Genomic DNA, 22,533 nt, shown 5'->3' on the forward strand with positions numbered 1-22,533 from the left:
AGATGACTGACATCTCTGTGAGCGGTGGGCCCGCGGCCCACGCCGACCGCTTCGGCGGCGGGCACCTGCTGGAGGTCGACAACCTCTTCGTCGAGTTCCACACCCGCGACGGCGTCGCCAAGGTGATCAACGGAGTCTCCTACCACCTCAACCCCGGCGAGGTGCTGGCGGTGCTGGGGGAGTCCGGCTCGGGCAAGTCCGTCACCGCGCAGACGATCATGGGCATCCTCGACATGCCGCCGGGCAGGATCACGGGCGGCCGGATCCTCCTGGAGGGCCGGGACCTGCTCGCGATGAGCGCCGACGAGCGGCGGCAGATCCGCGGCGCGGAGATCTCGATGATCTTCCAGGACGCGCTGAGCGCGCTCAACCCGGTCTTCAACGTCGGTTACCAGATCTCGGAGACGCTGCGGCGCCGGGCCGGGATGTCCAAGTCGGACGCGACCCGCCGGGCGATCGAGCTGATGGAGCTGGTGAAGATCCCGGGCGCCAAGGACCGGATCAAGGACTACCCCCACCAGTTCTCCGGCGGTATGCGGCAGCGCGTCATGATCGCGATGGCGCTCGCCATGGACCCGAAGGTGCTCATCGCCGACGAGCCGACGACCGCGCTCGACGTCACGGTGCAGGCGCAGATCATGGATCTCCTCGCCGGTCTGCGCCGCGATCTCAACATGGCGATGATCCTGATCACCCACGACCTCGGCGTCGTCGCCGACGTGGCGGACCGGATCGCCGTCATGTACGCCGGCCGCATCGTCGAGCACGCCGACGTGCGCGCCCTCTACAAGCAGCCCGCCCACCCGTACACGAAAGGGCTGCTGGAGTCGATCCCGCGCCTGGACCACAAGGGCACCGAGCTCGCCACGATCAAGGGCCTGCCGCCCAACCTGATGCGCCCGCCGACCGGCTGCGCGTTCCACCCCCGGTGCCCCTATGCGAAGGACATCTGCGTCACCGAGGTGCCGGTCTCGCTGGAGCTGGGCGAAGGCCGCACCAGCGCCTGCCACTTTGCGAAGGAGCTGCTCGATGGCCGTCTCTCCTGACACGATTCTGCAGGTCGAGAACCTGGTCAAGCACTTCCCGATCACGCAGGGCATCCTCTTCAAGTCCAAGGTCGGCGCGGTCAAGGCGGTCGACGGGGTCACCTTCGAGCTGCAGCGCGGCGAGACGCTCGGCATCGTGGGGGAGTCCGGCTGCGGCAAGTCGACGCTCGCCAAGCTCCTGATGCGACTGGAGAACCCGACCGCGGGCAAGGTCCTGCTCAACGGGCGCAACATCTACCAGATGGGCGGCTCCGAGCTGCGGAAACTGCGCCGCAACGTGCAGATGGTGATGCAGGACCCGTATACGTCGCTCAATCCCCGGATGACCGTCGGCGACATCGTCGGCGAGCCGTACGAGATCCACACCGACGTGGCCCCGCGCGGGGACCGGCAGAAGAAGGTGCAGGAGTTGCTCGACCTCGTCGGGCTCAATCCGGAGCACATCAACCGCTACCCGCACCAGTTCTCCGGCGGCCAGCGGCAGCGCATCGGCATCGCCCGGGCGCTCGCGCTGCGGCCGGAGGTGCTCGTCTGCGACGAGCCGGTCTCGGCCCTCGACGTCTCGATCCAGGCACAGGTCATCAACCTGCTGGAGCGGCTGCAGAACGAGTTCAACCTCAGCTACATCTTCATCGCGCACGACCTGTCGGTGGTGCGGCACATCAGCGACCGGGTCGCCGTCATGTACCTGGGCAAGATCGTCGAGCTGGGGACCGAGGACGAGATCTACGGACGTCCTACCCATCCCTATACGCAGGCGCTGCTGTCGGCCGTACCGGTGCCGGATCCGGAGGCCCGGGCGCACCGTGAGGTGATCCGGCTGGAGGGCGACGTGCCGTCACCGGCGAACCCGCCGTCCGGGTGCCGGTTCCGCACGCGCTGCTGGAAGGCTCAGGAGCGCTGCGCGGCCGAGGAGCCGCTGCTCATCCGGCGGGCGGTGGACCCGCACCCGTCGGCCTGCCACTTCGCCGAGCTCCGCCAGGTGGTGGCGTAACGCGAAGATCGTCGCAACTCTTCAAGAGTTGTCGCTTCAGGCCGCCAGGCCTTAAGCACAACTCTTGAAGAGTTGCGACGATCTTGTCGCTCAGTGCCAGAAGTGCCGTGCGCCGGTCAGGTACATCGTGATTCCGGCGGCGTTGGCCGCGGCGATGACCTCCTCGTCGCGGATGGAGCCGCCGGGCTGGACGACCGCCGACACCCCCGCGTCGATGAGGATCTGCAGGCCGTCGGCGAAGGGGAAGAACGCGTCCGAGGCGGCGACCGAACCGCGAGCGCGCTCCGCACCGGCCCGGCCCACCGCGAGGCGGGCCGAGTCGACCCGGTTGACCTGGCCCATGCCGATGCCGACGGTCGCACCGCCCTTGGCGAGCAGGATCGCGTTGCTCTTCACCGCACGGCAGGCACCCCAGGCGAACTCGAGGTCGTCGAGCTGCGCGTCGGTGGCCGGCTCGCCCGAGACGAGGCGCCAGTTCTCCACGTAGTCGCCCTCGGCGGTCATGAAGTCGCGAGCCTGGGCGAGGAAGCCGCCCGAGATCTGCTTCAGCTCGATCGGCGCGGGCACGTAGGGCGGCGCGACCAGGATGCGCAGGTTCTTGCGCTCGGTGAGGATCGAGATCGCCTCGGGATCGAAGGCGGGTGCCACGATGACCTCGGTCAGCACCGCCGCGACCTGCTTGGCCATCTCGGCCGTGACCGGCACGTTGGCCGCGATGACGCCGCCGAAGGCGGAGAGGGGGTCGCACTCGTGGGCGAGCCGGTGCGCCTCGGCGACGTTGTCGGCCGAGATCGCGATGCCGCACGGGTTGATGTGCTTGACGATCGCCACGCACGCCACGCCCTCATAGGCGTTGGCCGCAGCCCACGCCGCGTCGGCGTCGACGAAGTTGTTGAAGGACATCTCCTTGCCGCCGAGCTGCTCGGCCCGCACGAGGCCGGGCGGGGCCCAGGGGTCGAGGTAGAGCGCGGCGGACTGGTGCGGGTTCTCCCCGTAGCGCAGGGAGGTGAGCCGCCACCCGGCGTTGCCGGTGAACTCCGGCCACGTCTCGCCCGGCTGCGGCACCTCGGCGACGTCGTCGACGAGGTGGGCCGCGCTCCAGCGGGCGATCGCCATGTCGTAGTCGGCGATCTCGGCGAAGGCGCGAGCCGCCATCCTGCGACGCTCGGCGAGGGTGAAGCCGCCGGCGTCGAGGGCCGCCATCACCGTGTAGTAGTCCTGCGGCGCCATCACCACCGCGACGCTGCGGTGGTTCTTCGCGGCCGAGCGGACCATCGCGGGGCCGCCGATGTCGATCTGCTCGACGCAGGCGTCGATGTCGCCGCCCGCGGCGACCGTCTGCTGGAACGGGTAGAGGTTGGAGATGAGCAGGTCGAAGCCCTCGATCTCGAGCTCGGCGAGCTGAGCCACGTGGTCGGGGTTGTCCCGGTCCGCCAGCAGTCCCGCGTGCACGCGCGGGTGCAGCGTCTTCACCCGGCCGTCGAGGGTCTCGGGGAAGCCGGTGAGCTGCTCGACCCGGGTCACGGGCGGGCCCATGCGCTCCAGGAAGGCAGCGGTGGAGCTGGTGGCGACGATCTCCACGCCGTGTTCGCGCAACGCGTTGACCAGGGCGTAGAGCCCGGTCTTGTCGGTGACGCTGATGAGGGCACGCTTGATCGGCTTGCGCTCCTGGTCAGACACCCAAAACAACCTTTCGTCCGGAGATGGTCCATCCGTAGCGGGCGAGGCGCCCGACGTAATCAACGAGCTGGGCCCGTTCGGCTTCCTTGATCCGCTCGGTCAGCGTCTCCTCGGTGTCGCTGTCGAGCACCGGGACGGCCACCTGCGCGATGATCTGCCCCGTGTCGATGCCCTCGTCCACGAAGTGCAGCGTCGCGCCGGTGATCTTCACGCCGTAGGCGAGCGCGTCGCGAGGACCGTGGATCCCGGGGAAGGCCGGCAGCAGGGCGTTGTGGGTGTTGATGTAGCGCCCGCCGAAGCTCGCCAGGAACGCCGGGCCGACGAGCTTGAGGAATCCGGCCCCGATGATCAGGTCAGGTTCGTGACCGCCGACCGTGTCGGCGAGGTGCTTGTCCCAGGCGGCGCGGTCTGTGAAATCGGCCACTCGGGCCACGAAGGTGGGCAGGCCCGCCGATTCCGCGATGTCGAGTCCCAGGATCCCCGCCCGGTCCGCGCCGACGGCGACGACCTGCGCACCGTAGGCGGGGTCCGCACAGGCGTCCAGGAGGGCCTGCAGGTTGGAGCCGGAACCGGAGACCAGGACGACGAGGCGGGCGGCCGCGCGAGCTGTCACGCGGTCACCCTATAACGCCTGGTGCTGGCTCTTGACACCGGGAATCCCTTATTGATCGAGCAAATCCACCAGACAGAGCCGGTAAATGTCATATCTTGTGCAAAAGCGGCAAAAGCGGCCACGAATGGAGAGTTAGATGACTCAGCCACCTGAATCCGTGCCTGGTGGGGTGCCCTCGGGCTCCGTGCCGCCGGTGCCGCCTGCGCCCCCGCTCCCGCCGGAGCTGCCGCCACTGCCTCCCGCAGCGCCCGGAGTCGGGTCCGGAGCGGCGATGCCCGGCGGCCCGACCTACGCACCGCCACCGCCGCCGCCGATCATCCCGGGTGGCGGTGCGATGAATCCGCCGCCCAGCGGTGCCGCCGGCGTCTATCAGCGGATGGGCGGCCAGAGCAACCTGCTGGGCTGGCTCTCGCTGGTCTTCGGCATCATCGCCACCGGTTGCTGCTGCTGCTGGTGCATCGACGGCGCACCCTTCATCGGCGGCATCCCCGCGCTCATCCTCGGCTTCCTGCACCTCAAGCGGGTCAAGGACGGCCGGGCCAGCATGAAGTGGACCGCGTGGGTCGGCATCATCCTCGCCGTCATCGCCATCATCGGTGCACTCGTCGGATTCGCGACGCACTGGCAGGACGATTTGTACGACCAGTACAAGCCCTGACCGGAAATCGCTGATGGGGGTGGCCGCAGGGAGGGGCCGCCCCCATTGACCCCATCAGTAAACTCCTGTCACGTCTACACCTCTCGCTTCAGGAGTACCCCACCATGACATACCCGCCTCAGCAGCCGCAGGTCGACAACAACATGACGATGTCGATCATCGCCATCTTCCTGTTCTGGCCGCTCGCCATCCCCGCCATCATCAACGCGTCGAAGGTCAACCCCCTTCTCGCCGCAGGTGACTTCGCCGGTGCCCAGAACGCGGCGACCGAGTCGAAGAAGTGGTCCAAGCTCGCACTCATCGTCGGCATCTCGTGGTACGTGCTGGTCTGCATCTGCTGCGCCGCCTGGTTCCTCTTCTTCGCGAGCGACGCCGCGACGACCAGCTACTAAAACTCCTGCACAGCTCCGGCGACGGCGGTCCACTTCGGACCGCCGTCGATCTTTTGGCCTCGGTCGGCTCCTCCGAATGGCCGTTGACCCGCACTGCGAATATGCGGAATATGACACTCCGCTGGTGACGGGGTTACCGGCGTATCTGCACCCATGGAGGAAACGTGACCATCCCCCCCTCGGCCCCCGCGGTCAAGGACAACACCAAGCTGTTCGGCATCCTCGGCATCGTGTTCTCGATCTGCGGCGGCTGGCTCGGCCTGGTCTTCGCGATCCTGTCGCTGCTGCAGGCGAAGAAGCACGGCAAGCCGGCGACCCTCGCGTATGTCGCTTTCGGCATCCTGGCGCTCTGGGTGGTCGTCATCATCGGCTACTACGCCACGGCTTAGCCTTCGACGGGCCGTTCCGCACTCGCGGGGCGGCCCGTCAGCGCGCCCAGGCCGCCGAGGCCTCGCGCGGCTCGGGTGCCGATCGCGCCGAGCACCGTCCCGATGGTGATCACACCCGTCGCGACCAGCGCCACCCGTAGCGCATCGGGCCCGATCTGGGCCAGCTTGCCATCGCCGAGCGGCCCGCCCGAGAAGAGGCAGGCGATCCCCAGCAGCACCCCGGCGACCGGACCGGCCACGATGGAGCTGGTCAGCACATGTCCCCAGTGGACCACCGGAACGAGCCCCTGGCGCGGGCGCAGGCGCCGTCGGACCAGCAGCCAGCCCGCGGTCATCCCGGCGAGCACGGGCACTCCGAGCAGCATCGTGGCGACTCCGGTGAGCGGCCCGGTGGGCAGCGCGGCGAAGGCCGGGATCGCGGGGAGGCCGCCGATCGCCACGCCGGAGGCGCGCACGACGGAATCGGTGCCGAGCGCGAAGCCCGGTCCCACCAAGTAGGACGCCGCCCAGACGGCGAAGTTGGGTGCGAGCACGAGGGAGGCGAGCGTCACCCCGGCCTGGTTGCCCGCGCCACCCGGCTTGTACTGCTCCAGGATCTTCCCGGCCACCTCGTAATGGGTCGCGATGGCGAGGCCGATCACGCCCGCGCCGGCTCCGATCACCAGAAGAGCAGCGACCACGCCGGTACGCGTACCGTCGCGCACCACCCGGGGGACCCGTCGAGCGAGAGTACGCGTGGACCCCGTCGCCTTGATCGCGCCGAGGATGCCGGCGACACCGCCCAGCACCAGCCCCTGCAGGGCGGCTCGCAGCGGCGCCACGCCGACGACGTCGGAGTTGACGAACCAGCCGACGAGTCCGGCGAGCACCCCGTAGACGAGCCCGCACGCGGCGCCGATGACGACGGCGTGCCGAGGCCTGCCGTTGCCGCGTGCCCCGATCGCCCTCGTCGTGTGCACGCCCGCCCGCATCACCCGCCACAGGGCGAAGGCGCCGATGCCCAGGGGCGCGAGAGCGATCGTGCCGACGGAGGTGGACAGCGGCGTACCAAGGCTGAGCAGCCACATCGCCAGGCCGATCCGGGCGGCGCCGAGCGAGGGCCCGGCGCTCCAGATGGCGGGGGCGAGCAGGGCGAGGGCGAGGATCGGGACCACGACGACGGCTGCGGCCCAGAACGTGTTGATCACGGCGGCCACCGCGAGCGGGGCTCGGCGGCGATCGGGCACCGGCTCGCGCTGCCGGGGGACCCCCGGCGGGCCGACGGGCGCCCGGCCGCTGTGCGGTCGGCGCGCCTCCACCTGGCGGGACCGGCGTGGATCATCGGGCCCGGCGGGCCGGGAGAGGTCGAGCGGCACGGTGTCGTGCCGGCCGGCCGACTCCGAGCGGTCGCGCACGCGCAAGTGCTCGGCCTCGGCAGAGCTCAGGCTCGCTTCGGTCGGCCATTCGGGCTCGCGCGGGGTGACCATCAAGCGCTACCTAACCACAAAGGACCACGGATAACCACGAAGTACCCGTCGCGCCCGATTTATGGGGTTTAGGCTCAGCTCAAGGTCGCCTTTCCAAGGAGGTCGTCGTGACCTACAACCCGCCACCGTCATCGCCGGTGCCGTCATCGTTTCCCCCGCCCATGCCCGGTACGCCCGCCAAGAAGGACCGCACCGAGCTCTTCGGCTGGATCGGCATCGTGGTCGGTTTCATCTGCTGCCCGATCGTGGGCCTGATCCTCGGCGCACTCTCCATCCGAGACGCGAAGGCCTCCGGCAAGTCGCCGGTGCTCGGATACGTCGCGATCGCGGCGAGCCTGGTGAGCGCCATCGTCGGCGGCATCTGGGCGATCAACCGCAACTGACGGCAGCGGGAGCCGACATCACGCCGGCTCCCGCTGCTGTTCTGTTCCAACCGGTCCCTACAGGCCGGCCATGACCTCGCGCATGAGGCGAGCGGTCTCCGACGGCGTCTTGCCGACCTTGACTCCCGCAGCCTCCAGCGCGACCTTCTTCGCGTCCGCCGTGCCCGACGAACCCGAGATGATCGCGCCGGCGTGGCCCATCGTCTTGCCGGGCGGGGCCGTGAAGCCCGCGATGTAACCGACGACCGGCTTCGTCACGTACTCCGCGATGAAGTCCGCAGCCCGCTCCTCGGCGTCGCCGCCGATCTCGCCGATCATCACGATCGCGTCGGTCTCCGGGTCGTCCTGGAAGGCCCGCAGAGCGTCGATGTGGGTCGTCCCGATGATCGGGTCGCCGCCGATGCCCACCGCGGTCGAGAAGCCGATGTCGCGCAGCTCGTACATCATCTGGTAGGTCAGGGTGCCCGACTTGCTCACCAGGCCGATGCGGCCCTGGCCGGCGATGTCGGCCGGGATGATGCCCGCGTTGCTCGCACCGGGCGAGGCGATGCCCGGGCAGTTGGGCCCGACGATGCGGGTCTGCTCGCCCTTGGAGACGTTGTAGGCCCAGAACTCGGCCGTGTCGTGCACCGGCACGCCCTCGGTGATGACGACAGCGAGGCCGATGCCCGCGTCGATCGCCTCCAGCACGGCGGACTTGGTGAACGCCGGCGGCACGAAGATGACCGTCACGTCGGCGCCGGTCTGCGCCATCGCCTCGGCGACCGTGCCGAAGACCGGGACGTCGGTGCCGTCGAACTCGACGGTCGTGCCCGCCTTGCGCGGGTTGACGCCGCCGACGATGTTCGTGCCGGCCTTCAGCATCCGCCGGGTGTGCTTGGAGCCCTCGGAGCCCGTCACGCCCTGCACGATGACCTTTGATTCCTTGGTCAGCCAGATAGCCATCGTCTTACACCCCTGCCGCAGCGAGCTCAGCGGCGCGCTTGGCGGCGCCGTCCATCGTGTCGACCCGCTCGACGAGCGGGTTGTTGGCCTGGTCCAGGATCGCCCGGCCGGCCTCGGCGTTGTTGCCGTCCAGCCGGACGACGAGCGGCTTGGACACGTTCTCGCCGCGCGAGGAGAGCAGCTCCAGTGCCTGGATGATGCCGTTGGCGACCGCGTCGCAGGCGGTGATGCCACCGAAGACGTTGACGAAGACGCTCTTCACCGACGGGTCCGACAGCACGATCTCCAGACCGTTCGCCATCACCTCGGCCGACGCGCCGCCGCCGATGTCGAGGAAGTTGGCCGGCTTGACGCCGCCGAACTCCTCACCCGCGTAGGCCACCACGTCCAGCGTGGACATGACCAGGCCCGCGCCGTTGCCGATGATGCCGACCTCGCCGTCGAGCTTGACGTAGTTGAGGTCCTTGGCCTTGGCGGCCTGCTCCAGCGGGTCCACCGCCGACTTGTCCTCGAGCGCCTCGTGGTCGGGGTGCCGGAAGCCGGCGTTCTCGTCCAGCGTGACCTTCGCGTCGAGCGCGAGCACCCGGCCCTCGGCCGTCTTCGCCAGCGGGTTCACCTCGACGAGCGTGGCGTCCTCGGCCTTGAACGTCGCCCACAGCTTCACGGCGATGTCCACGACCTGGTCGGCGATCTCCGCCGGGAACTGCGCGGCCGTGACGATCTCGCGCGCCTTCGCCTCGTCGACACCCTTGCTGGCGTCGATCGCGATCTTGGCGACCTTCGACGGGTCCTCCTCGGCGACCTGCTCGATCTCCATGCCGCCCGCGACGCTGGCGATGCAGAGGAAGGTCCGGTTGGCCCGGTCCAGCAGGTAGGAGAAGTAATACTCCTCCGCGATGTTCGCCGTCTCGGCGAGCATCACCCGGTGCACGGTGTGCCCCTTGATGTCCATCCCGAGGATGTCCGCAGCACGCGCCTGCGCCTCATCGGCATCGGCGGCGAGCTTCACGCCACCGGCCTTGCCCCGGCCGCCGACCTTCACCTGAGCCTTGACAACGACCCCGCCGCCGAGACGTTCGGCGATCGCGCGGGCCTCTTCCGGGGTCTCCGCGACGCCGCCACCGAGCACGGGCAGACCGTGCTTCTCAAAGACGTCGCGCCCCTGGTACTCGTACAGGTCCACTGGTACCTCTTCGCTCGCTCCCGCGCCTTCTCCGACGGCGGGCTCCTGGGGGAGCAGCCTAACCGCCGATACCCGCCCGAACGCCCGTTCGGGCCTGCAATGTGCACGATCCCACACGTGCCTTGAACGAGCCTCGAAGAAATTCCTGGGGACCCGCGTAACCCGCCAGGTCAGGCGTCGTTGAAGTGGATGTCGGAGCGAGAACACACCGCGAAGACGAGAAAGCGGCCGATGCCCTGTCGGTCGAGGGGTGGCGGCGGGGCATCGTGCATATGAGGAGCCGGACGTGTGAGGGGTGCGTCCGGCTCCTCTCTATAACTTGGTGTCGCCTCCGGCGACACGGCGGTGTCCCTCTGGACCCGCTAGTTCGCGATCCTTCTGCGCCTTCGGCGCAGCAGAATCCCGAACAGCGGCGGGACACCGCGGGCCCAAGCTGCCGTCAGTTTCAAGACCATCAGGTGGGTACGGCCCCCGATGGTCTTTCTTCATCCCTGCTTAGGCGACTGCTGTTCTTACGTTGGCCCGTACCCAGTCGACTATCGACTGGGTGGTGGCGCCGGGGGTGAAGATCCTTTTGACGCCCAGGGACTCGAGTTCGGGGAGGTCGGCGTCGGGGATGATGCCGCCGCCGAAGACGACGATGTCGGTGGCGTTGCGCTCGGTGAGCAGTTCGGAGACTCGCCGGAAGAGAGTGAGGTGTGCGCCGGACAGGACGGAGAGGCCGACCGCGTCGGCGTCCTCCTGGATGGCGGTCTCGACGATCTGCTCCGGCGTCTGGTGCAAGCCGGTGTAGATGACCTCCATGCCGGCGTCGCGCAGCGCTCGTGCCACCACCTTGGCGCCTCGGTCGTGTCCGTCGAGCCCTGGTTTGGCGACGACGACCCTGATCCGCTCGGTCATGCTGTTGCCCCTTCACCCGCACTAGGGAGCGCGCCCGGCTGGTCGGCGCACCTTAACGAACGGTAACCCGTGGCATGCTCCGACGTGTCGTCGGCCACGGAATCACGTTGTGCATGGATCGATACTACGGAGGGTAGTTAACGAATATCCCCGCATATAGTGACGGAAACGGTCTTAATGCGACGGACAGCCGCACTCAGCGTATGCCTATCTGCCTGCGAAGCTTGTGCTCACCCCTAGGGGTTCGTTAAGTTGTCCGTCAGTGCCAGTAAAGGTGTCATCCATAACAACGGGGTGTCGGATTTCCGAGACCCGGCGCCGGGAGATACCGGGGCCACCGATGACGGAGGTAGTGCGTTGCAGTACCGGCCAGAGCCGCTACGCGAGCGCGAGAAGTACCGAGGTCGCCGACGTGTCCCTACTCCACCGCGCAGCCGCTACGCGGCCGTGGTCACCACCGCACTTGTCGGCGCCGGTGTCGTAGCGCTCGCTTCGGGCGCGGCGATGACCGACGCCAAGGACGCGAACTCCAATGCTCTGACGGGCATGGAGTACTCCTCTACCGAGGGCGGGCAGGACGCCGATAGAACGGCGGCCGCCGAAAAGGCCAGCCGCGCGATGGACCGCAGCGGCGGCATGAGCACCTCGATGACCGAGGCTCCCGACGCGTGGATCCTCCCGCTGCAGGACTACCAGTTCACCTCGCCGTTCGGCCGCCGCTGGGGCAAGCTCCACGCCGGCGTCGACCTGGCCGTGCCCGAGGGCACTCCTTATTACGCGGTGCACGGTGGCAAGGTCATCCTCGCCAAGTGGTTCGGCGGCTACGGCTACTGCGTGATCATCGACCACGGCAACGGCCTCCAGACGGTCTACGGCCACTCCTCCAAGCTCATCGTCAAGGAGGGCCAGGAGGTCAAGACCGGCCAGCTGCTCGCACTCGCCGGCAACACCGGGCACTCCTTCGGCTCCCACGTGCACCTTGAGATCCACGTCAACGGGACGCCGGTCGACCCGATTCCGTGGTTCAAGCAACACGGAGTCGACATAAAACTTCACGTCGTCGGGGCCTACTGACCCAGGCACGTTGCGCTAACGCCCACACCGCGAGGTGTGGGCGTTTTCGTTTTGTCTGCCATGTCCGCGCAGGTCGAAGCCTGTGATCTGATGTCTGATTTCGATGCCTCACGGTGCGTAGTGGGCCTGATTCGGGTCGTGACACTGTGTGACGCACGTCTCTTACCCCTAGGGGTTTAGGCACTCAGGGTATCGACCGTTATTGCCCGTTTTGCCGTTCGAGGCAGCGCTCCGGCGGTGGCGAAAGCCCAGGTCAATCGGCAACATGGGTCGTCCGAGTCAGTGTCGACGACGGAGGATAACCGTGACGGAGAGTAAGTTCAGCACCACCCTGAAGACCGCTCGCGAGCAGTTCGCAATCGGAACCACTCAGGTTCGTGAGAGCCTCGCCGGTCGGAGCAAGCAGGTCGTCGGAATCGTGGCCCTCGCGGGCATCGCCGGAATCGGCATCACCGCGGCAAGCGTTGCCAACCCCTCGAGCGTCACCCCCGAAGCAGTCGCCTCGACCGTCGGCGTGACTGTCGACCGCCAGAACGCCGCAGATCGCGCGAACCGCGACTCGCGTGCGGACGCATCCAAGAGCCCTTCTGCCAAGGCCACCACCCCCGCGCCTGGCACGAAGTCCCCCGCCAAGGCCGCCGCCCCCGCGACGACCAAGGCCGCGGCCCCCAAGCCGAAATACGCCAACCCCCTGCCCGGTGCCGTGATCACCTCCTGCTACGGCCAGCGCTGGGGCGTCCTGCACGCCGGCATCGACTTCGCGGCTGACGAGAACACCCCGATCCACGCCGTCGTCGGCGGTACTGTTACCAGTGCGGGCTGGGCGTTCTCCGGCTACGGCATCTCGGTCGTGGTGGACCACGGCAACGGCTACTTCACGCACTACGCCCACATGAACAAGGCCGCCGTCAAGGTCGGCCAGAAGGTCGCCGCCGGTGCCGTCCTCGGCTACGAGGGCTCCACGGGCGACTCGACCGGCCCCCACCTGCACTTCGAGGTGCACAAGGGCATGTGGAACCAGATCAACCCGGCCAGCTGGCTCGCCGCCCGTGGCATCAGCACCGGCTGCTGATCACCCCCATTGAGCTGGGCGCCGCCGGCCCTCCCTCCCCCCTGAAGGCCGGCGGCACCCATCACCCCCTGTAACACCCATCTCCTCCCCAACGGCGCAGAGGTCCCCCCGGGCCTCTGCGCCGTACTCGTGTGCCGGGTTGAGCTGGGTCATAGAGCGGTAACCCGACGGAAACCATCGTTCAGTCGCGGGCTATGGTGCGGTTCTACCCTGTGGAAAGGTCAGATTCATGGGCAAGAAGGTCACCGTCGTAGGCGCCGGTTTTTACGGCTCCACGACCGCACAGCGGCTCGCCGAGTACGACGTCTTCGAGACCGTGGTGCTCACCGACATCGTCGAGGGCAAGCCGGAGGGCCTCGCCCTCGACCTGAACCAATCGCGGGCGATCGAGGGTTTCGAGACCAAGGTCGTCGGCGTCTCCACCGGTCCGAACGGTGAGGGCTACGAGGGCATCGCGGGTTCGGACGTCGTCGTCATCACCGCAGGCCTGCCCCGCAAGCCGGGCATGAGCCGGATGGACCTCCTCGGCGTCAACGCCAAGATCGTCCGCGGCGTCGCCGAGCAGGTCGCCAAGCACGCTCCGGACGCCGTGATCATCGTCGTCTCCAACCCGCTCGACGAGATGACCGCGCTCGCGCAGATCGCCAGCGAGTTCCCGAAGAACCGGGTGCTCGGCCAGGCCGGCATGCTCGACACGGCCCGCTTCACCAACAACGTCGCCGAGACGCTCGCCGTGCCGGTGGGCAGCGTGCAGACCCTGACCCTGGGTTCGCACGGCGACACCATGGTGCCGGTCCCGTCGCGCTGCACGGTCAACGGCAAGCCGCTCGCCGACCTGCTTCCCGCCGAGAAGATCGAGGAGCTCGTCGTCCGCACCCGCAACGGCGGTGCCGAGGTCGTCGCGCTGCTGAAGACCGGTTCCGCCTACTACGCGCCGTCGGCCGCCGCCGCCCGCATGGCGAAGGCGGTCGCGGAGGACTCCGGCGCGATCATGCCGGTCTGCGCGTGGGTCGACGGTGAGTACGGCATCTCCGGCGTCTACCTGGGCGTCGAGGCCGAGATCGGTGCGACCGGCGTCCGCAAGGTCGTCGAGACCGAGCTGACCGCTTCGGAGCTGGAGGGCCTCAAGGAGGCTGCCGAGGCCGTCCGGGCCAAGCAGGCTGACGTGGCTTCGCTGTAATTCTTTGTGGTGTGCGCTCGAAGGGCGGGGTCGACCGGTACGGGTCGACCCCGCCCTGTCGTGGTCCGGGTGCGCTCTGTCCCGACGCCGGGGTGTATTTCGAAAGTGTCGGACATGGACAGTAGGGTTGCCCGTTATGGCGTTGGATCTCCTTGAATTGCTGCCCGGGGCTTGGCTTGATGCGGTGAAGCCCTATGTCGACCCGGATGCGGTCGCCCGGCTCTCGTCCTTCGTTGAAGGCGAATATGCGTCGTCCACCGTCTTCCCGCCCAAGGAAGACCTGTTCACCGCGCTGCGCTACTTCGAGCCGGCGGGGACTCGAGTTCTCATCCTGGGGCAGGACCCCTACTTCAAGCCCGGTCAGGCTCATGGCTTGAGCTTCAGTGTGCGGCCCGGGGTGTCGGTGCCGCCCAGCCTGCGCAACGTCTACAAGGAGCTGCAGGACGACCTGGGGGTCACTCCGCCGTCGAACGGCGATCTGACTCCCTGGGCGCAGCAGGGTGTGCTGCTGCTCAACGCGGTGTTGACCGTGCGGTCGGGGACGCCGAACTCGCATGCGGGCAAGGGCTGGGAGGAGTTCACCGACGGGATCATCCGCGCGGTCAACGACTCGCCCTACCGGGTGGTCTTCGTGCTGTGGGGCTCCTACGCGCGGAAGAAGGCGCCGCTGGTGACCAACTCGCAGCACGTGGTGCTGGAGGCCGGTCACCCGAGCCCGATGAACCCGCGCGGCTTCCTCGGAAGCAAGCCGTTCAGCAAGATCGAGGCGGCGCTCGCCGAGGCCGGACGCGGCTCCATCACCTGGTCGTGAGCTGCTCCAGCACCTCGATGTTGAGCTCGTAGGCGATCCGCGACTCGACGACGATCCGCTCCCGCTCGGCGTCATCCCACGTGGTGGCGTCGAGCAGGTGGCGGTAATCCTCCTTGAAGGCCGCGAGGTCGCCGAGGTCGCTGAAGTCATAGAAGGACGTGCCCGCGCCGATCGTGCGGTCCACCACCTTGCGGATGAACTGCCCGCCGGAGAGGTCCCCGAGGTAACGCGTGTAGTGGTGGGCGACGAAGCCGCCCGGCCAGTCGGTGCAGACCTCGCGGATGCGGGCGGTGTAACGCAGGGTCGCTTCGTTCGGCGTGATCAGGTCCTGCCACTGCGGACCAAGCAGCGAGGCGAGGTCGTCCTCGATCTTCGGCAGCCGGGTCAGCGGCGGCAGGTGGAAGGCCTGCACGATCGGGTCGCCGGGGTTGGCGACGACGATCGCCTCCAGCTCGCGGTAGGCGTACCAGTGCTGGGCGACCATCTCCGCATAGGCCACGGCGTCGAGCTTCCCCCGCATCAGCTCACCGAGGTAAGGCACCCGCGTCGCCTTGTCGTGCAGGTCGGCGGTGGCGTCGCGGAGCTGGACGGAGAAGGCGGGCTTGATCCCGAGCACCGCCTGCGCCTCGTGGAACAGCCGCGTCACCTCGCCCCGGACCTGCGGGCGGGCGGTGAGCGTGGTGCCGAAGGGCACGCGGGCGATCGCGCCGCCGTCGATCTCGAACTCGATCCCCGTCGCGTCCAGCCCGCTCATGACCGCGCTGGTCGCGGCCGGGTGACCGCCGAAGGCCCGCACGATGAGCACGTTGTCTGCGGCGTGGTCGCTGTTCATGTGGTGTGCGATCTGCGCCACGACGTCGGGGGTGAAGGGATCGGCGGATGCTGTGCTCATCGGTTCTGCGCCTTCGACAAGGGGGTGACGGATACCGGGGTGCCCAGCGGGCAGGCTTCGCCGCAGGACCCACCAGCTCGCACCGAGGCAGGCTGCGATGAGCGGCCAGCTCAGGGCGAACCGGGCCATGCCGAGGGCGATGACGGAGTCGGCGGCGTAGAGCGGGAGGAAGACGGCGAGGCGGACGACGTACTGGCCGACCCACACCCAGCTCGCCCGGGAGTAGGCCCGCAGCAGTGCCGGGTCCTTGCGCCAGCGGGTCTTCTGGCCCAGCGCCGCCCCGGCGATGATGCCGAGCAGGGGCCACCGGACCGCGATGCTGACGGCCCAGGCGAGCGCGCTCGCGGCGTTGGTGGCGAGCTGTAGGAGGAAGACGTCGGCGACCCGTCCCGTACGCGCGGCGATGAGCGCGCCCACCGCGACGCCGAGCGCGCCGATGAGTGCCGCACGGGATTGCTCGTCGCGGCGGTAACGCCAGCCGGCGACCGCCACCGCGACCACGATGGCGGCGACGGTGCCGGCGATGAGGGAGCGCCCGACGAGGACCCAGCCGAGCGCGAAGGCGAGCGGCGGCAGGCTCGCGTCGATCGCGGCTCGTCGGCCGCCGAGCAGCTCGGCAAGATCGCCAGAAGGCACAGTCATCATCTCCGCAGACTCCGGGCGTTAGCCAGGGCAGCCTAACCTAAGCCCAACCGGCGTGTCGAGGATCCGACCGGCCGCCCGTGTGCTCATCCAACCATGCAGTACGCTTGTACTGTTTGAGCCTGATGATGGAACGCCGAAGGGAGCGCCTACGACATGGCGAAGATCAAGGTAAACAACCCGGTCGTCGAGCTCGACGGCGACGAGATGACCCGGATCATCTGGAAGCAGATCCGTGAGCAGCTGATTCTGCCCTACCTCGACGTCGAGCTGGAGTACTACGACCTCGGCATGGAGCACCGCGACGCCACCGACGACCAGGTGACGATCGACGCTGCCAATGCCATCAAGCAGCACGGCGTCGGCGTCAAGTGCGCCACGATCACTCCGGATGAGGCACGCGTCGAGGAGTTCGGCCTGAAGAAGATGTGGCGGTCGCCGAACGGCACCATCCGCAACATCCTCGGCGGCGTGATCTTCCGCGAGCCGATCATCATGAGCAACGTGCCGCGCCTGGTGCCGGGCTGGACCAAGCCGATCATCGTCGGCCGCCACGCCCACGGCGACCAGTACAAGGCGACCGACTTCGTCGTCCCCGGCCCGGGCAAGGTCACCGTCACCTACACCCCCTCCGACGGCAGTGAGCCGGTGGAGTTCACCATCGCCGACTTCCCCGGCGGCGGTGTCGCGATGGGCATGTACAACTACGACGACTCGATCCGCGACTTCGCGCGGTCGTCGTTCAGCTACGGTCTGCAGCGCAACTACCCGGTCTACCTCTCGACCAAGAACACGATCCTCAAGGCCTACGACGGTCGCTTCAAGGACATCTTCGCCGAGGTCTTCGAGGCCGAGTTCAAGGCCGACTTCGACGCCAAGGGCCTCACCTACGAGCACCGGCTCATCGACGACATGGTCGCCGCCGCGCTCAAGTGGGAGGGCGGCTACGTCTGGGCCTGCAAGAACTACGACGGCGACGTGCAGTCCGACATCGTCGCGCAGGGCTTCGGCTCGCTCGGCCTGATGACCTCGGTGCTGATGACCCCGGACGGCAAGACCGTCGAGGCCGAGGCGGCCCACGGCACGGTCACCCGGCACTACCGCCAGTGGCAGAAGGGCGAGAAGACGTCGACGAACCCGATCGCGTCGATCTACGCCTGGACCCGCGGCCTCGCCCACCGCGGCAAGCTCGACGGCACCCCCGACGTGACGGCCTTCGCCGACACGCTGGAGCGCGTGATCGTCGAGACCGTCGAGGGTGGAGCGATGACCAAGGACCTCGCGCTCCTCATCTCGCGGGACGCGCCGTGGCAGTCGACCGACGAGTTCCTCGCCACGCTGACCGACAACCTGTCGCGCGAACTCAAGGCGTAACCATCGGGGTGGGGCGTCGTTGATCCTGGTGAGAGCGGGGCCAGCCGCCCTCACCTGAAGCAAGACTCCACACCGCACGTCCCTTTTCGAGCCCGGTCTCCCAGAGACCGGGCTCGGCCCCTTTCACGCGGCCGTATCGTCAACTAAAGTTGACGCATGAGCGATGAGGTCGACGTCGTCATCGTCGGGGGCGGCCCGACCGGTCTGATGCTCGCCTGCGAGCTGCGGCTCGGCGGCGCGCGCCCGCTGCTGCTGGAGCGTCTCGACCTCCCCGACGAGCACCCCAAGGCCAACGGCCTCGTCGGCCAGGTCGTGCGGCTCACCGATCACCGCGGCCTCTATCGGCAGCTCGCCGCAGGTGGACCCTGGTGGCAGCGGCGCAGCGCGCCGTCGCCCAGCCCGGCCTTCATGTTCGGCGGGTTCCGGCTCGACCTGCGCGGGCTCGGCGATCACCCGCTCAGCATCCTGCCGGTGCCGCAGCAGCGGCTCGAACGCGTCCTCGCCGACCGGGCCCGCGAGCTCGGCGCGGAGGTCCGGCGCGGGCATGAGGCCACCGGCTTCACCCAGGACGCCGACGGCGTCACGATCAAAATCCAAGGCCCCCACGATGAGTACGCCGTACGCGCCCCCTACCTGGTCGGCTGCGACGGGGCGCACAGCCGGATCCGCAAGCTCGCCGGGATCGGGTTCCCCGGTGAGACGACCCAGGACCACGTCTCCCGCAACGCTCACGTGGTGCTGCCCCGGTCGGTGCTGACCCGCACCGGCGGGCTGCGGGCGGGCGGGCGGCTGTTGCGGCCCTACCTGTTTCACCGCACGCCGCACGGCGTCTTCTCCTTCGCGCCGTTCCGCGACGGGTTGCACCTGGTCAACACATACGAGTGGGGTGACGCCCCGGTCGACGACGAGACACCGATGAGCGTCGCCGAACTCGCCGCCAGCCTGCGCCGGGTGCTCGGTGACGAGATCGAGCTGCGGGCGCCGACCACCGCCGGTCGGCATGTCCTGCGCCGGGTGACGACGCGCAACTCCCGGGTCGCCGAGCACTACCGGGCGGGCCGGGTCTTCCTCGCCGGGGACGCGGCGCACGTGCTCACCGGCTTCGGCGGTCCCGGGCTGAACCTCGCCCTGCCCGACGCGGTGAACCTGGGCTGGAAGCTCGCCGCCGCAGCGCGCGGCACCGCACCGACGGGACTGCTCGACAGTTACCACACCGAACGCCGACCGCTCGCCGAACGGGTCCTGGCACAGCTGCGGGAACAATCCTCGCTGCTCGCACCCGGTGCGGCCACCGACGCGCGGCGGGTCGCATTCACCCGGCGGCTCACGGATCCCGCCTTCCGCCGCGGTCTCGCCGAGACGATCGCCGGTGCGGATCTGCCCTATGACATGGGCGGGATGATGGGGGAGGTGCCGCTGGTCGGCCGGCTCGCACCCGAGTTGCCGCTGGTGGTGGCTGGTCGGCGTACCCGGCTGGGTGTTCTGCTGCGGCGAGCGCGACCGATCCTGCTGGACCTCACCGGCGGACCCGGTCTTGCCGACGCGGCCCGCGAGCTGGGCGACCGGGGTGACCACGTCGTGGCGCGGTGCTCGCGACCGGCACCGGCGGCGATGCTGATCCGGCCCGACGGGTGGGTCGCCTGGGCCGGCGACGGCGACGGCGAGGGGCTTCGCGCCGCCCTCGCCGCCTGGTGCGGCTAACCCGCGGCGCGCAGCGCGGCTGCGGAGTCCTCGGGGGCGATGTCGTTGACGAAGGCGCCCATCGCCGACTCGGAGCCGGCCAGGTATTTGAGCTTGCCCGGTGCCCGCCGGATGCTGAAGATCTGCAGGTGCAGGTAGCCCAGGTCGCGATCGATGCGCACCGGGGCCTGGTGCCACGCGGCGATATAGGGCATGGGCTGGCCGAAGAGTCCGTCGAGCCGCCGCAGCGTGGAGAGCCACAGGGGCGCGCAGGCGTCGCGCTCGGCCTCGGTCAGCGCCGCGACGTCGGGGACCTGCCGGTGCGGTGCCACGTGGATCTCGTAGGGCCAGCGGGCGGCCGCCGGCACGAACGACGTCCAGTGCTCGTTGCTCTCGATCACCCGGATGCCGGCCGCCCGCTCGGCGGCGAGCACGTCGGCGTAGAGGATGCGGCCGGTGCGCTCGCGGTGGCGGCGAGCGGCGGCCAGGTGCTGTGTCGTGCGGGGCGTGACATAGGGGTAGGCGTAGATCTGGCCGTGCGGGTGGTGCAGCGTCACACCGATCTCGACGCCGCGATTTTCGAAGCAGAAGACCTGCTCCACCCCGGGCATGGCGGAGAGCTCGGCGGTCCGCACCGCGAGCGCGGAGAGCACCGTGCGGACCCGCTTCTCGTCGAGCGCGGCGAAGGAGGCGTCGTGGTCCGGTGTGAAGCAGACGACCTCGCAGCGGCCGTCACCCGGCCGGACCACGGGGTATGCGGTCTCGTCCACGGTGAACCCGCCCGCATCGGCGGCGGTGGCGAAGGAGGGGAAGCGGTTCTCGAAGATCGCCACGTCGTAGTCGTCGGCGGGGATCTCGGTCAGCCGGTCCTCGGTGGACGGGCAGAGCGGGCACTCGCTGCTCGGCGGCAGGAACGTGCGCGACTGCCGGTGCCCGGCGATCGCCACCCACTCCTCCGTGAGCGGGTCGAAGCGCAGCTCGGACGGGTGCGGCGGCGGTGGCAGCTCGCGCCGGTCGAGCGGATTGCGGACCGCGTCGTCTGACTCGTCGAAATAGGTGATCTCCCGGCCATCGGCCAGCCTGCCCGGTTGAAGCTTCATGTCACCCTCATCTGCGCGATCACAAGTTCGCCGACACTCTCGGCGAGGGCAGCTCTGGCCTCGCCCTCCAGCGCGTCATCGGTCACCAGCACATCCGCGTCGGTCAGCTCCGCGATCGAGGAGAGGCCGACGGTGCCCCACTTGGTGTGGTCGGCGAGCACGATCAGGCGTTCGGCCGCGCCGACGAGCGCCCGGTCCGTCTCGGCTTCCATCAGGTTGGGCGTGGTGAACCCGGCGCCCTCGGTCATTCCGTGGACGCCGAGGAAGAGCACGTCGACGTGGAGCGAGCGGATCGCGGCCACCGCCACCGGGCCGACGAGCGCGTCGGAGGGCGTGCGGACGCCGCCGGTCAGCACCACCGTCTGGTCGGAGCGCCCGGCTCGATAGAAGACGTCGGCGACCGGGATCGAGTTGGTCACCACGGTGAGCCCGGGCACATCGGTCAGCCGGTGCGCGAGACGAGCCGTCGTCGTGCCCGCGGAGAGTGCGATCGCCGTGCCCGGCCGCACGAACTCGGCGGCCCGCAGCGTGATGGCGATCTTCTCCTGGGTCTGCAGCTCGGTCTTCGCCGCGTAGCCGGGCTCGTCGGCCGCTCCGGGCAGGACCGCGGTCGCGCCGCCGTGCACCTTGTGGATGACGCCGCGATCGGCGAGCACCTCCAGGTCGCGACGGATCGTCATGTCGGACACGTCGAACTCCGCGACGAGGTCCGCGACGCGGACGCCGCCGGTCGCCGTGATGCGATCGAGAATCGCGGCCTGCCTCTGCTGTGCCAACATCTATCTCTCCTCCACCGTGAGCCGGATGACCGCGACCCCGCCGCCCGCGAGGGTGCCGGTGAACGCCGCGCCGGTGAGCAGGTCGACGCTGCTCGCGTCGACCACCGCCGGGTCGTCACGATGATTCAACAGGAAGAGATGGTCGATGCCGTCGGCAGATCGACGGACGACACGGTCGACCCCCGATCGACGGGGGCCGGTCTCCGGCACGGCCCAGACGTGCTCCGGCCACTGCTCGGGGTTGTCATCGCCGCCGAAGCAGCGGCCCGAGGCGAGCGGGGCGGTCGGTCCTGCCATGGGTGATGTCTCCCGAACGAACGTAAACCAACAAGTTCGAACATACCTTAGCCCGGACCGGGGGTGAAACGGAAGTGATCCAACACGAAAGGGCCCCCCGGCAGGGGCCCTTTCGTGTGGTTCGGGTGGCTCGCTCAGCCTCGGCGCAGCGCGGCTCCGGCGAGGAGCTTCATGGCGTAGGGGGCGTCGTGGCGCAGGTAGCGCGAGGCGAGCCGCCTCGGCTCCTGGGCCAGCCGGTGTGCCCACTCCAGCCCGCTGCGCTGCATCCAGGTCGGCGCTCGCCGCTGCTCGCCGGCGACGAAGCCGATCGCGGCACCGCAGCCGAGGAACCAGGCGTGCGGGAGCACCCCGCGCAGGTCGGAGATGACCCGCTCCTGCCTCGGGAAGCCGATGCCGACGAAGACGAAGTCCGGGCGGGCCTCGACGATCTCGGTGAGCGTCTCGGCGTACACGTCGGGGTCTTCGTCGAAGCCGAACGGCGGCGCGGCGTAACCGGCGATCCGCAGGCCCGCGCAGCCCGCGGCGAGCTCGGCCGCGGCGAGCGCCGCGCCGTCGACGGGCTCGGGCTTCCCGGCGTCGACCCCGACCACCGCGGCCATGAGCAGCCAGTCGTCGTCCTCATCCGCCTCGGTCGGCACCGGGGCGCCACCGAGGAGATAGATCGAGTGCCCGGCCTCGCCGAGCGCCTGCGAGATCGTCCAGATGAGATTGGAGCCGGCGACGCGCTCGGGGAGCGGATTGCCGGCGAGGCGGCTCGCCCACACCAGGGGCATGCCGTCGGCGACGACCAGCGTCGCGTCGTCGATGAATGCGCCGACCTCCGCGGAGGAGTCGGCGAGTCGCAGGATGTCAACGTTCGGCGTGATGATCCGACCGCCCTCGCCCTTGGCCAGGGCGTCGACGACGTAGGCGGCCACCTCCTCCTCGGTCATCGCGTCGAATTCCCGGCCCCGCAGTGTCACACGTTCATTCGCCACAAATTC

23 protein-coding genes and 1 pseudogene are annotated in these 22,533 nt (G+C 69.1%); 12 read left to right on the forward strand and 12 right to left on the reverse strand.

Annotated elements, in window-relative coordinates; translation table 11 throughout:
* Positions 1-2 precede the first annotated feature (2 nt).
* Positions 3-1,046, forward strand: a complete 1,044-nt coding sequence (locus tag F4553_RS24655; RefSeq protein WP_184839731.1) for an ABC transporter ATP-binding protein — start codon at positions 3-5, stop codon at positions 1,044-1,046.
* Positions 1,030-2,040 carry an ABC transporter ATP-binding protein gene (locus F4553_RS24660; RefSeq protein WP_184839733.1) on the forward strand — a complete coding sequence of 337 codons (1,011 nt, stop codon included), beginning with the start codon at positions 1,030-1,032 and terminating at the stop codon, positions 2,038-2,040. The genes F4553_RS24655 and F4553_RS24660 overlap by 17 nt, the downstream gene beginning before the upstream one ends.
* 90 nt (positions 2,041-2,130) lie before the next feature.
* On the opposite strand, the gene purH is transcribed toward F4553_RS24660, so the two are convergent.
* Together purH and purN are read right to left on the reverse strand one after the other, a co-directional pair.
* Positions 2,131-3,720, reverse strand: coding sequence for a bifunctional phosphoribosylaminoimidazolecarboxamide formyltransferase/IMP cyclohydrolase (gene purH / locus F4553_RS24665; RefSeq protein WP_184839735.1), 1,590 nt, complete (start codon positions 3,718-3,720; stop codon positions 2,131-2,133).
* Positions 3,713-4,333 (reverse strand): phosphoribosylglycinamide formyltransferase, encoded by a 621-nt coding sequence (gene purN / locus F4553_RS24670; protein ID WP_184839737.1) that lies wholly within the window; start codon positions 4,331-4,333, stop codon positions 3,713-3,715. The genes purH and purN overlap by 8 nt, the downstream gene beginning before the upstream one ends.
* 136 nt (positions 4,334-4,469) lie before the next feature.
* Between purN and F4553_RS24675 the strand changes: the two genes are divergently transcribed.
* The 3 genes from F4553_RS24675 to F4553_RS24685 all read left to right on the forward strand — a co-directional run bounded on the left by F4553_RS24675 (position 4,470) and on the right by F4553_RS24685 (position 5,772).
* A complete protein-coding gene (locus F4553_RS24675; protein WP_184839739.1) occupies positions 4,470-4,991 on the forward strand; it encodes a DUF4190 domain-containing protein in 522 nt (173 codons plus the stop codon).
* A 104-nt stretch (positions 4,992-5,095) separates the two neighbouring features.
* A complete protein-coding gene (locus F4553_RS24680) occupies positions 5,096-5,383 on the forward strand; it encodes a CD225/dispanin family protein (RefSeq protein WP_184839741.1) in 288 nt (95 codons plus the stop codon).
* 164 nt (positions 5,384-5,547) lie between these two features.
* Entirely contained in the window at positions 5,548-5,772 is a 225-nt protein-coding gene (locus tag F4553_RS24685; protein WP_184839743.1) for a hypothetical protein, read from the forward strand.
* Here the strand turns inward: F4553_RS24685 and F4553_RS24690 are convergent.
* Positions 5,769-7,166 carry a cell division protein PerM gene (locus F4553_RS24690; protein WP_184839745.1) on the reverse strand — a complete coding sequence of 466 codons (1,398 nt, stop codon included), beginning with the start codon at positions 7,164-7,166 and terminating at the stop codon, positions 5,769-5,771. The two genes, F4553_RS24685 and F4553_RS24690, sit on opposite strands and share 4 nt — an antisense overlap.
* 179 nt (positions 7,167-7,345) lie before the next feature.
* On the opposite strand from F4553_RS24690, the gene F4553_RS24695 reads away from it, so the two are divergent.
* Positions 7,346-7,621 (forward strand): hypothetical protein, encoded by a 276-nt coding sequence (locus tag F4553_RS24695; RefSeq protein WP_312875337.1) that lies wholly within the window; start codon positions 7,346-7,348, stop codon positions 7,619-7,621.
* 57 nt (positions 7,622-7,678) lie between these two features.
* On the opposite strand, the gene sucD is transcribed toward F4553_RS24695, so the two are convergent.
* From sucD to icmB, 3 genes are all read right to left on the reverse strand, one after another.
* Complete coding sequence (sucD, locus tag F4553_RS24700; RefSeq protein ID WP_184839747.1) at positions 7,679-8,566, reverse strand: succinate--CoA ligase subunit alpha; 888 nt, start codon at positions 8,564-8,566, stop codon at positions 7,679-7,681.
* Between the two features lie 4 nt (positions 8,567-8,570).
* Positions 8,571-9,749, reverse strand: coding sequence for an ADP-forming succinate--CoA ligase subunit beta (gene sucC / locus F4553_RS24705; RefSeq protein ID WP_184839749.1), 1,179 nt, complete (start codon positions 9,747-9,749; stop codon positions 8,571-8,573).
* 495 nt (positions 9,750-10,244) lie between these two features.
* Positions 10,245-10,649: a coenzyme B12-dependent isobutyryl CoA mutase small subunit gene (icmB, locus tag F4553_RS24710; RefSeq protein ID WP_184839751.1), complete on the reverse strand. Its 405-nt coding sequence runs from the start codon at positions 10,647-10,649 to the stop codon at positions 10,245-10,247.
* Between the two features lie 504 nt (positions 10,650-11,153).
* Between icmB and F4553_RS24715 the strand changes: the two genes are divergently transcribed.
* The 4 genes from F4553_RS24715 to F4553_RS24730 all read left to right on the forward strand — a co-directional run bounded on the left by F4553_RS24715 (position 11,154) and on the right by F4553_RS24730 (position 14,786).
* Complete coding sequence (locus tag F4553_RS24715; RefSeq protein ID WP_312875338.1) at positions 11,154-11,723, forward strand: M23 family metallopeptidase; 570 nt, start codon at positions 11,154-11,156, stop codon at positions 11,721-11,723.
* A gap of 304 nt (positions 11,724-12,027) precedes the next feature.
* Positions 12,028-12,795, forward strand: a complete 768-nt coding sequence (locus F4553_RS24720) for a M23 family metallopeptidase (RefSeq protein ID WP_184839755.1) — start codon at positions 12,028-12,030, stop codon at positions 12,793-12,795.
* 229 nt (positions 12,796-13,024) lie between these two features.
* A complete protein-coding gene (gene mdh / locus F4553_RS24725) occupies positions 13,025-13,975 on the forward strand; it encodes a malate dehydrogenase (protein ID WP_184839757.1) in 951 nt (316 codons plus the stop codon).
* Between the two features lie 136 nt (positions 13,976-14,111).
* Positions 14,112-14,786 (forward strand): uracil-DNA glycosylase, encoded by a 675-nt coding sequence (locus tag F4553_RS24730; RefSeq protein ID WP_184839759.1) that lies wholly within the window; start codon positions 14,112-14,114, stop codon positions 14,784-14,786.
* On the opposite strand, the gene F4553_RS40225 is transcribed toward F4553_RS24730, so the two are convergent.
* Together F4553_RS40225 and F4553_RS40230 are read right to left on the reverse strand one after the other, a co-directional pair.
* The gene (locus F4553_RS40225) at positions 14,773-15,678 is read right to left on the reverse strand and encodes a biliverdin-producing heme oxygenase (RefSeq protein WP_221470459.1); all 906 of its coding nucleotides are present in this window, start codon (positions 15,676-15,678) and stop codon (positions 14,773-14,775) included. The two genes, F4553_RS24730 and F4553_RS40225, sit on opposite strands and share 14 nt — an antisense overlap.
* Positions 15,670-16,323: pseudogene (locus tag F4553_RS40230) on the reverse strand (DUF3159 domain-containing protein); the annotation flags it as partial. The gene F4553_RS40225 and the pseudogene F4553_RS40230, both read right to left, overlap by 9 nt.
* Before the next feature lie 153 nt (positions 16,324-16,476).
* Between F4553_RS40230 and F4553_RS24740 the strand changes: the two are divergent.
* Positions 16,477-17,694: an NADP-dependent isocitrate dehydrogenase gene (locus F4553_RS24740; RefSeq protein WP_184839763.1), complete on the forward strand. Its 1,218-nt coding sequence runs from the start codon at positions 16,477-16,479 to the stop codon at positions 17,692-17,694.
* A gap of 156 nt (positions 17,695-17,850) precedes the next feature.
* Complete coding sequence (locus F4553_RS24745) at positions 17,851-19,395, forward strand: FAD-dependent oxidoreductase (RefSeq protein WP_184839764.1); 1,545 nt, start codon at positions 17,851-17,853, stop codon at positions 19,393-19,395.
* Here the strand turns inward: F4553_RS24745 and galT are convergent.
* The 4 genes from galT to F4553_RS24765 form a co-directional block, all read right to left on the reverse strand.
* On the reverse strand, positions 19,392-20,474 hold the full coding sequence (gene galT / locus F4553_RS24750) for a galactose-1-phosphate uridylyltransferase (RefSeq protein ID WP_184839766.1): 1,083 nt from the start codon (positions 20,472-20,474) through the stop codon (positions 19,392-19,394). The two genes, F4553_RS24745 and galT, sit on opposite strands and share 4 nt — an antisense overlap.
* Positions 20,471-21,253: a DeoR/GlpR family DNA-binding transcription regulator gene (locus tag F4553_RS24755; protein WP_184839768.1), complete on the reverse strand. Its 783-nt coding sequence runs from the start codon at positions 21,251-21,253 to the stop codon at positions 20,471-20,473. Before F4553_RS24755 ends, galT begins: the two co-directional genes overlap by 4 nt.
* Entirely contained in the window at positions 21,254-21,550 is a 297-nt protein-coding gene (locus tag F4553_RS24760) for a Beta-galactosidase C-terminal domain (RefSeq protein ID WP_184839770.1), read from the reverse strand.
* Between the two features lie 134 nt (positions 21,551-21,684).
* Positions 21,685-22,527, reverse strand: a complete 843-nt coding sequence (locus F4553_RS24765) for a WecB/TagA/CpsF family glycosyltransferase (protein WP_312875339.1) — start codon at positions 22,525-22,527, stop codon at positions 21,685-21,687.
* Between the last annotated feature and the right edge of the window lie 6 nt (positions 22,528-22,533).

Source organism: Allocatelliglobosispora scoriae, assembly GCF_014204945.1.
In the GTDB taxonomy this organism is placed as follows: Bacteria; Actinomycetota; Actinomycetes; order Mycobacteriales; family Micromonosporaceae; genus Allocatelliglobosispora; species Allocatelliglobosispora scoriae.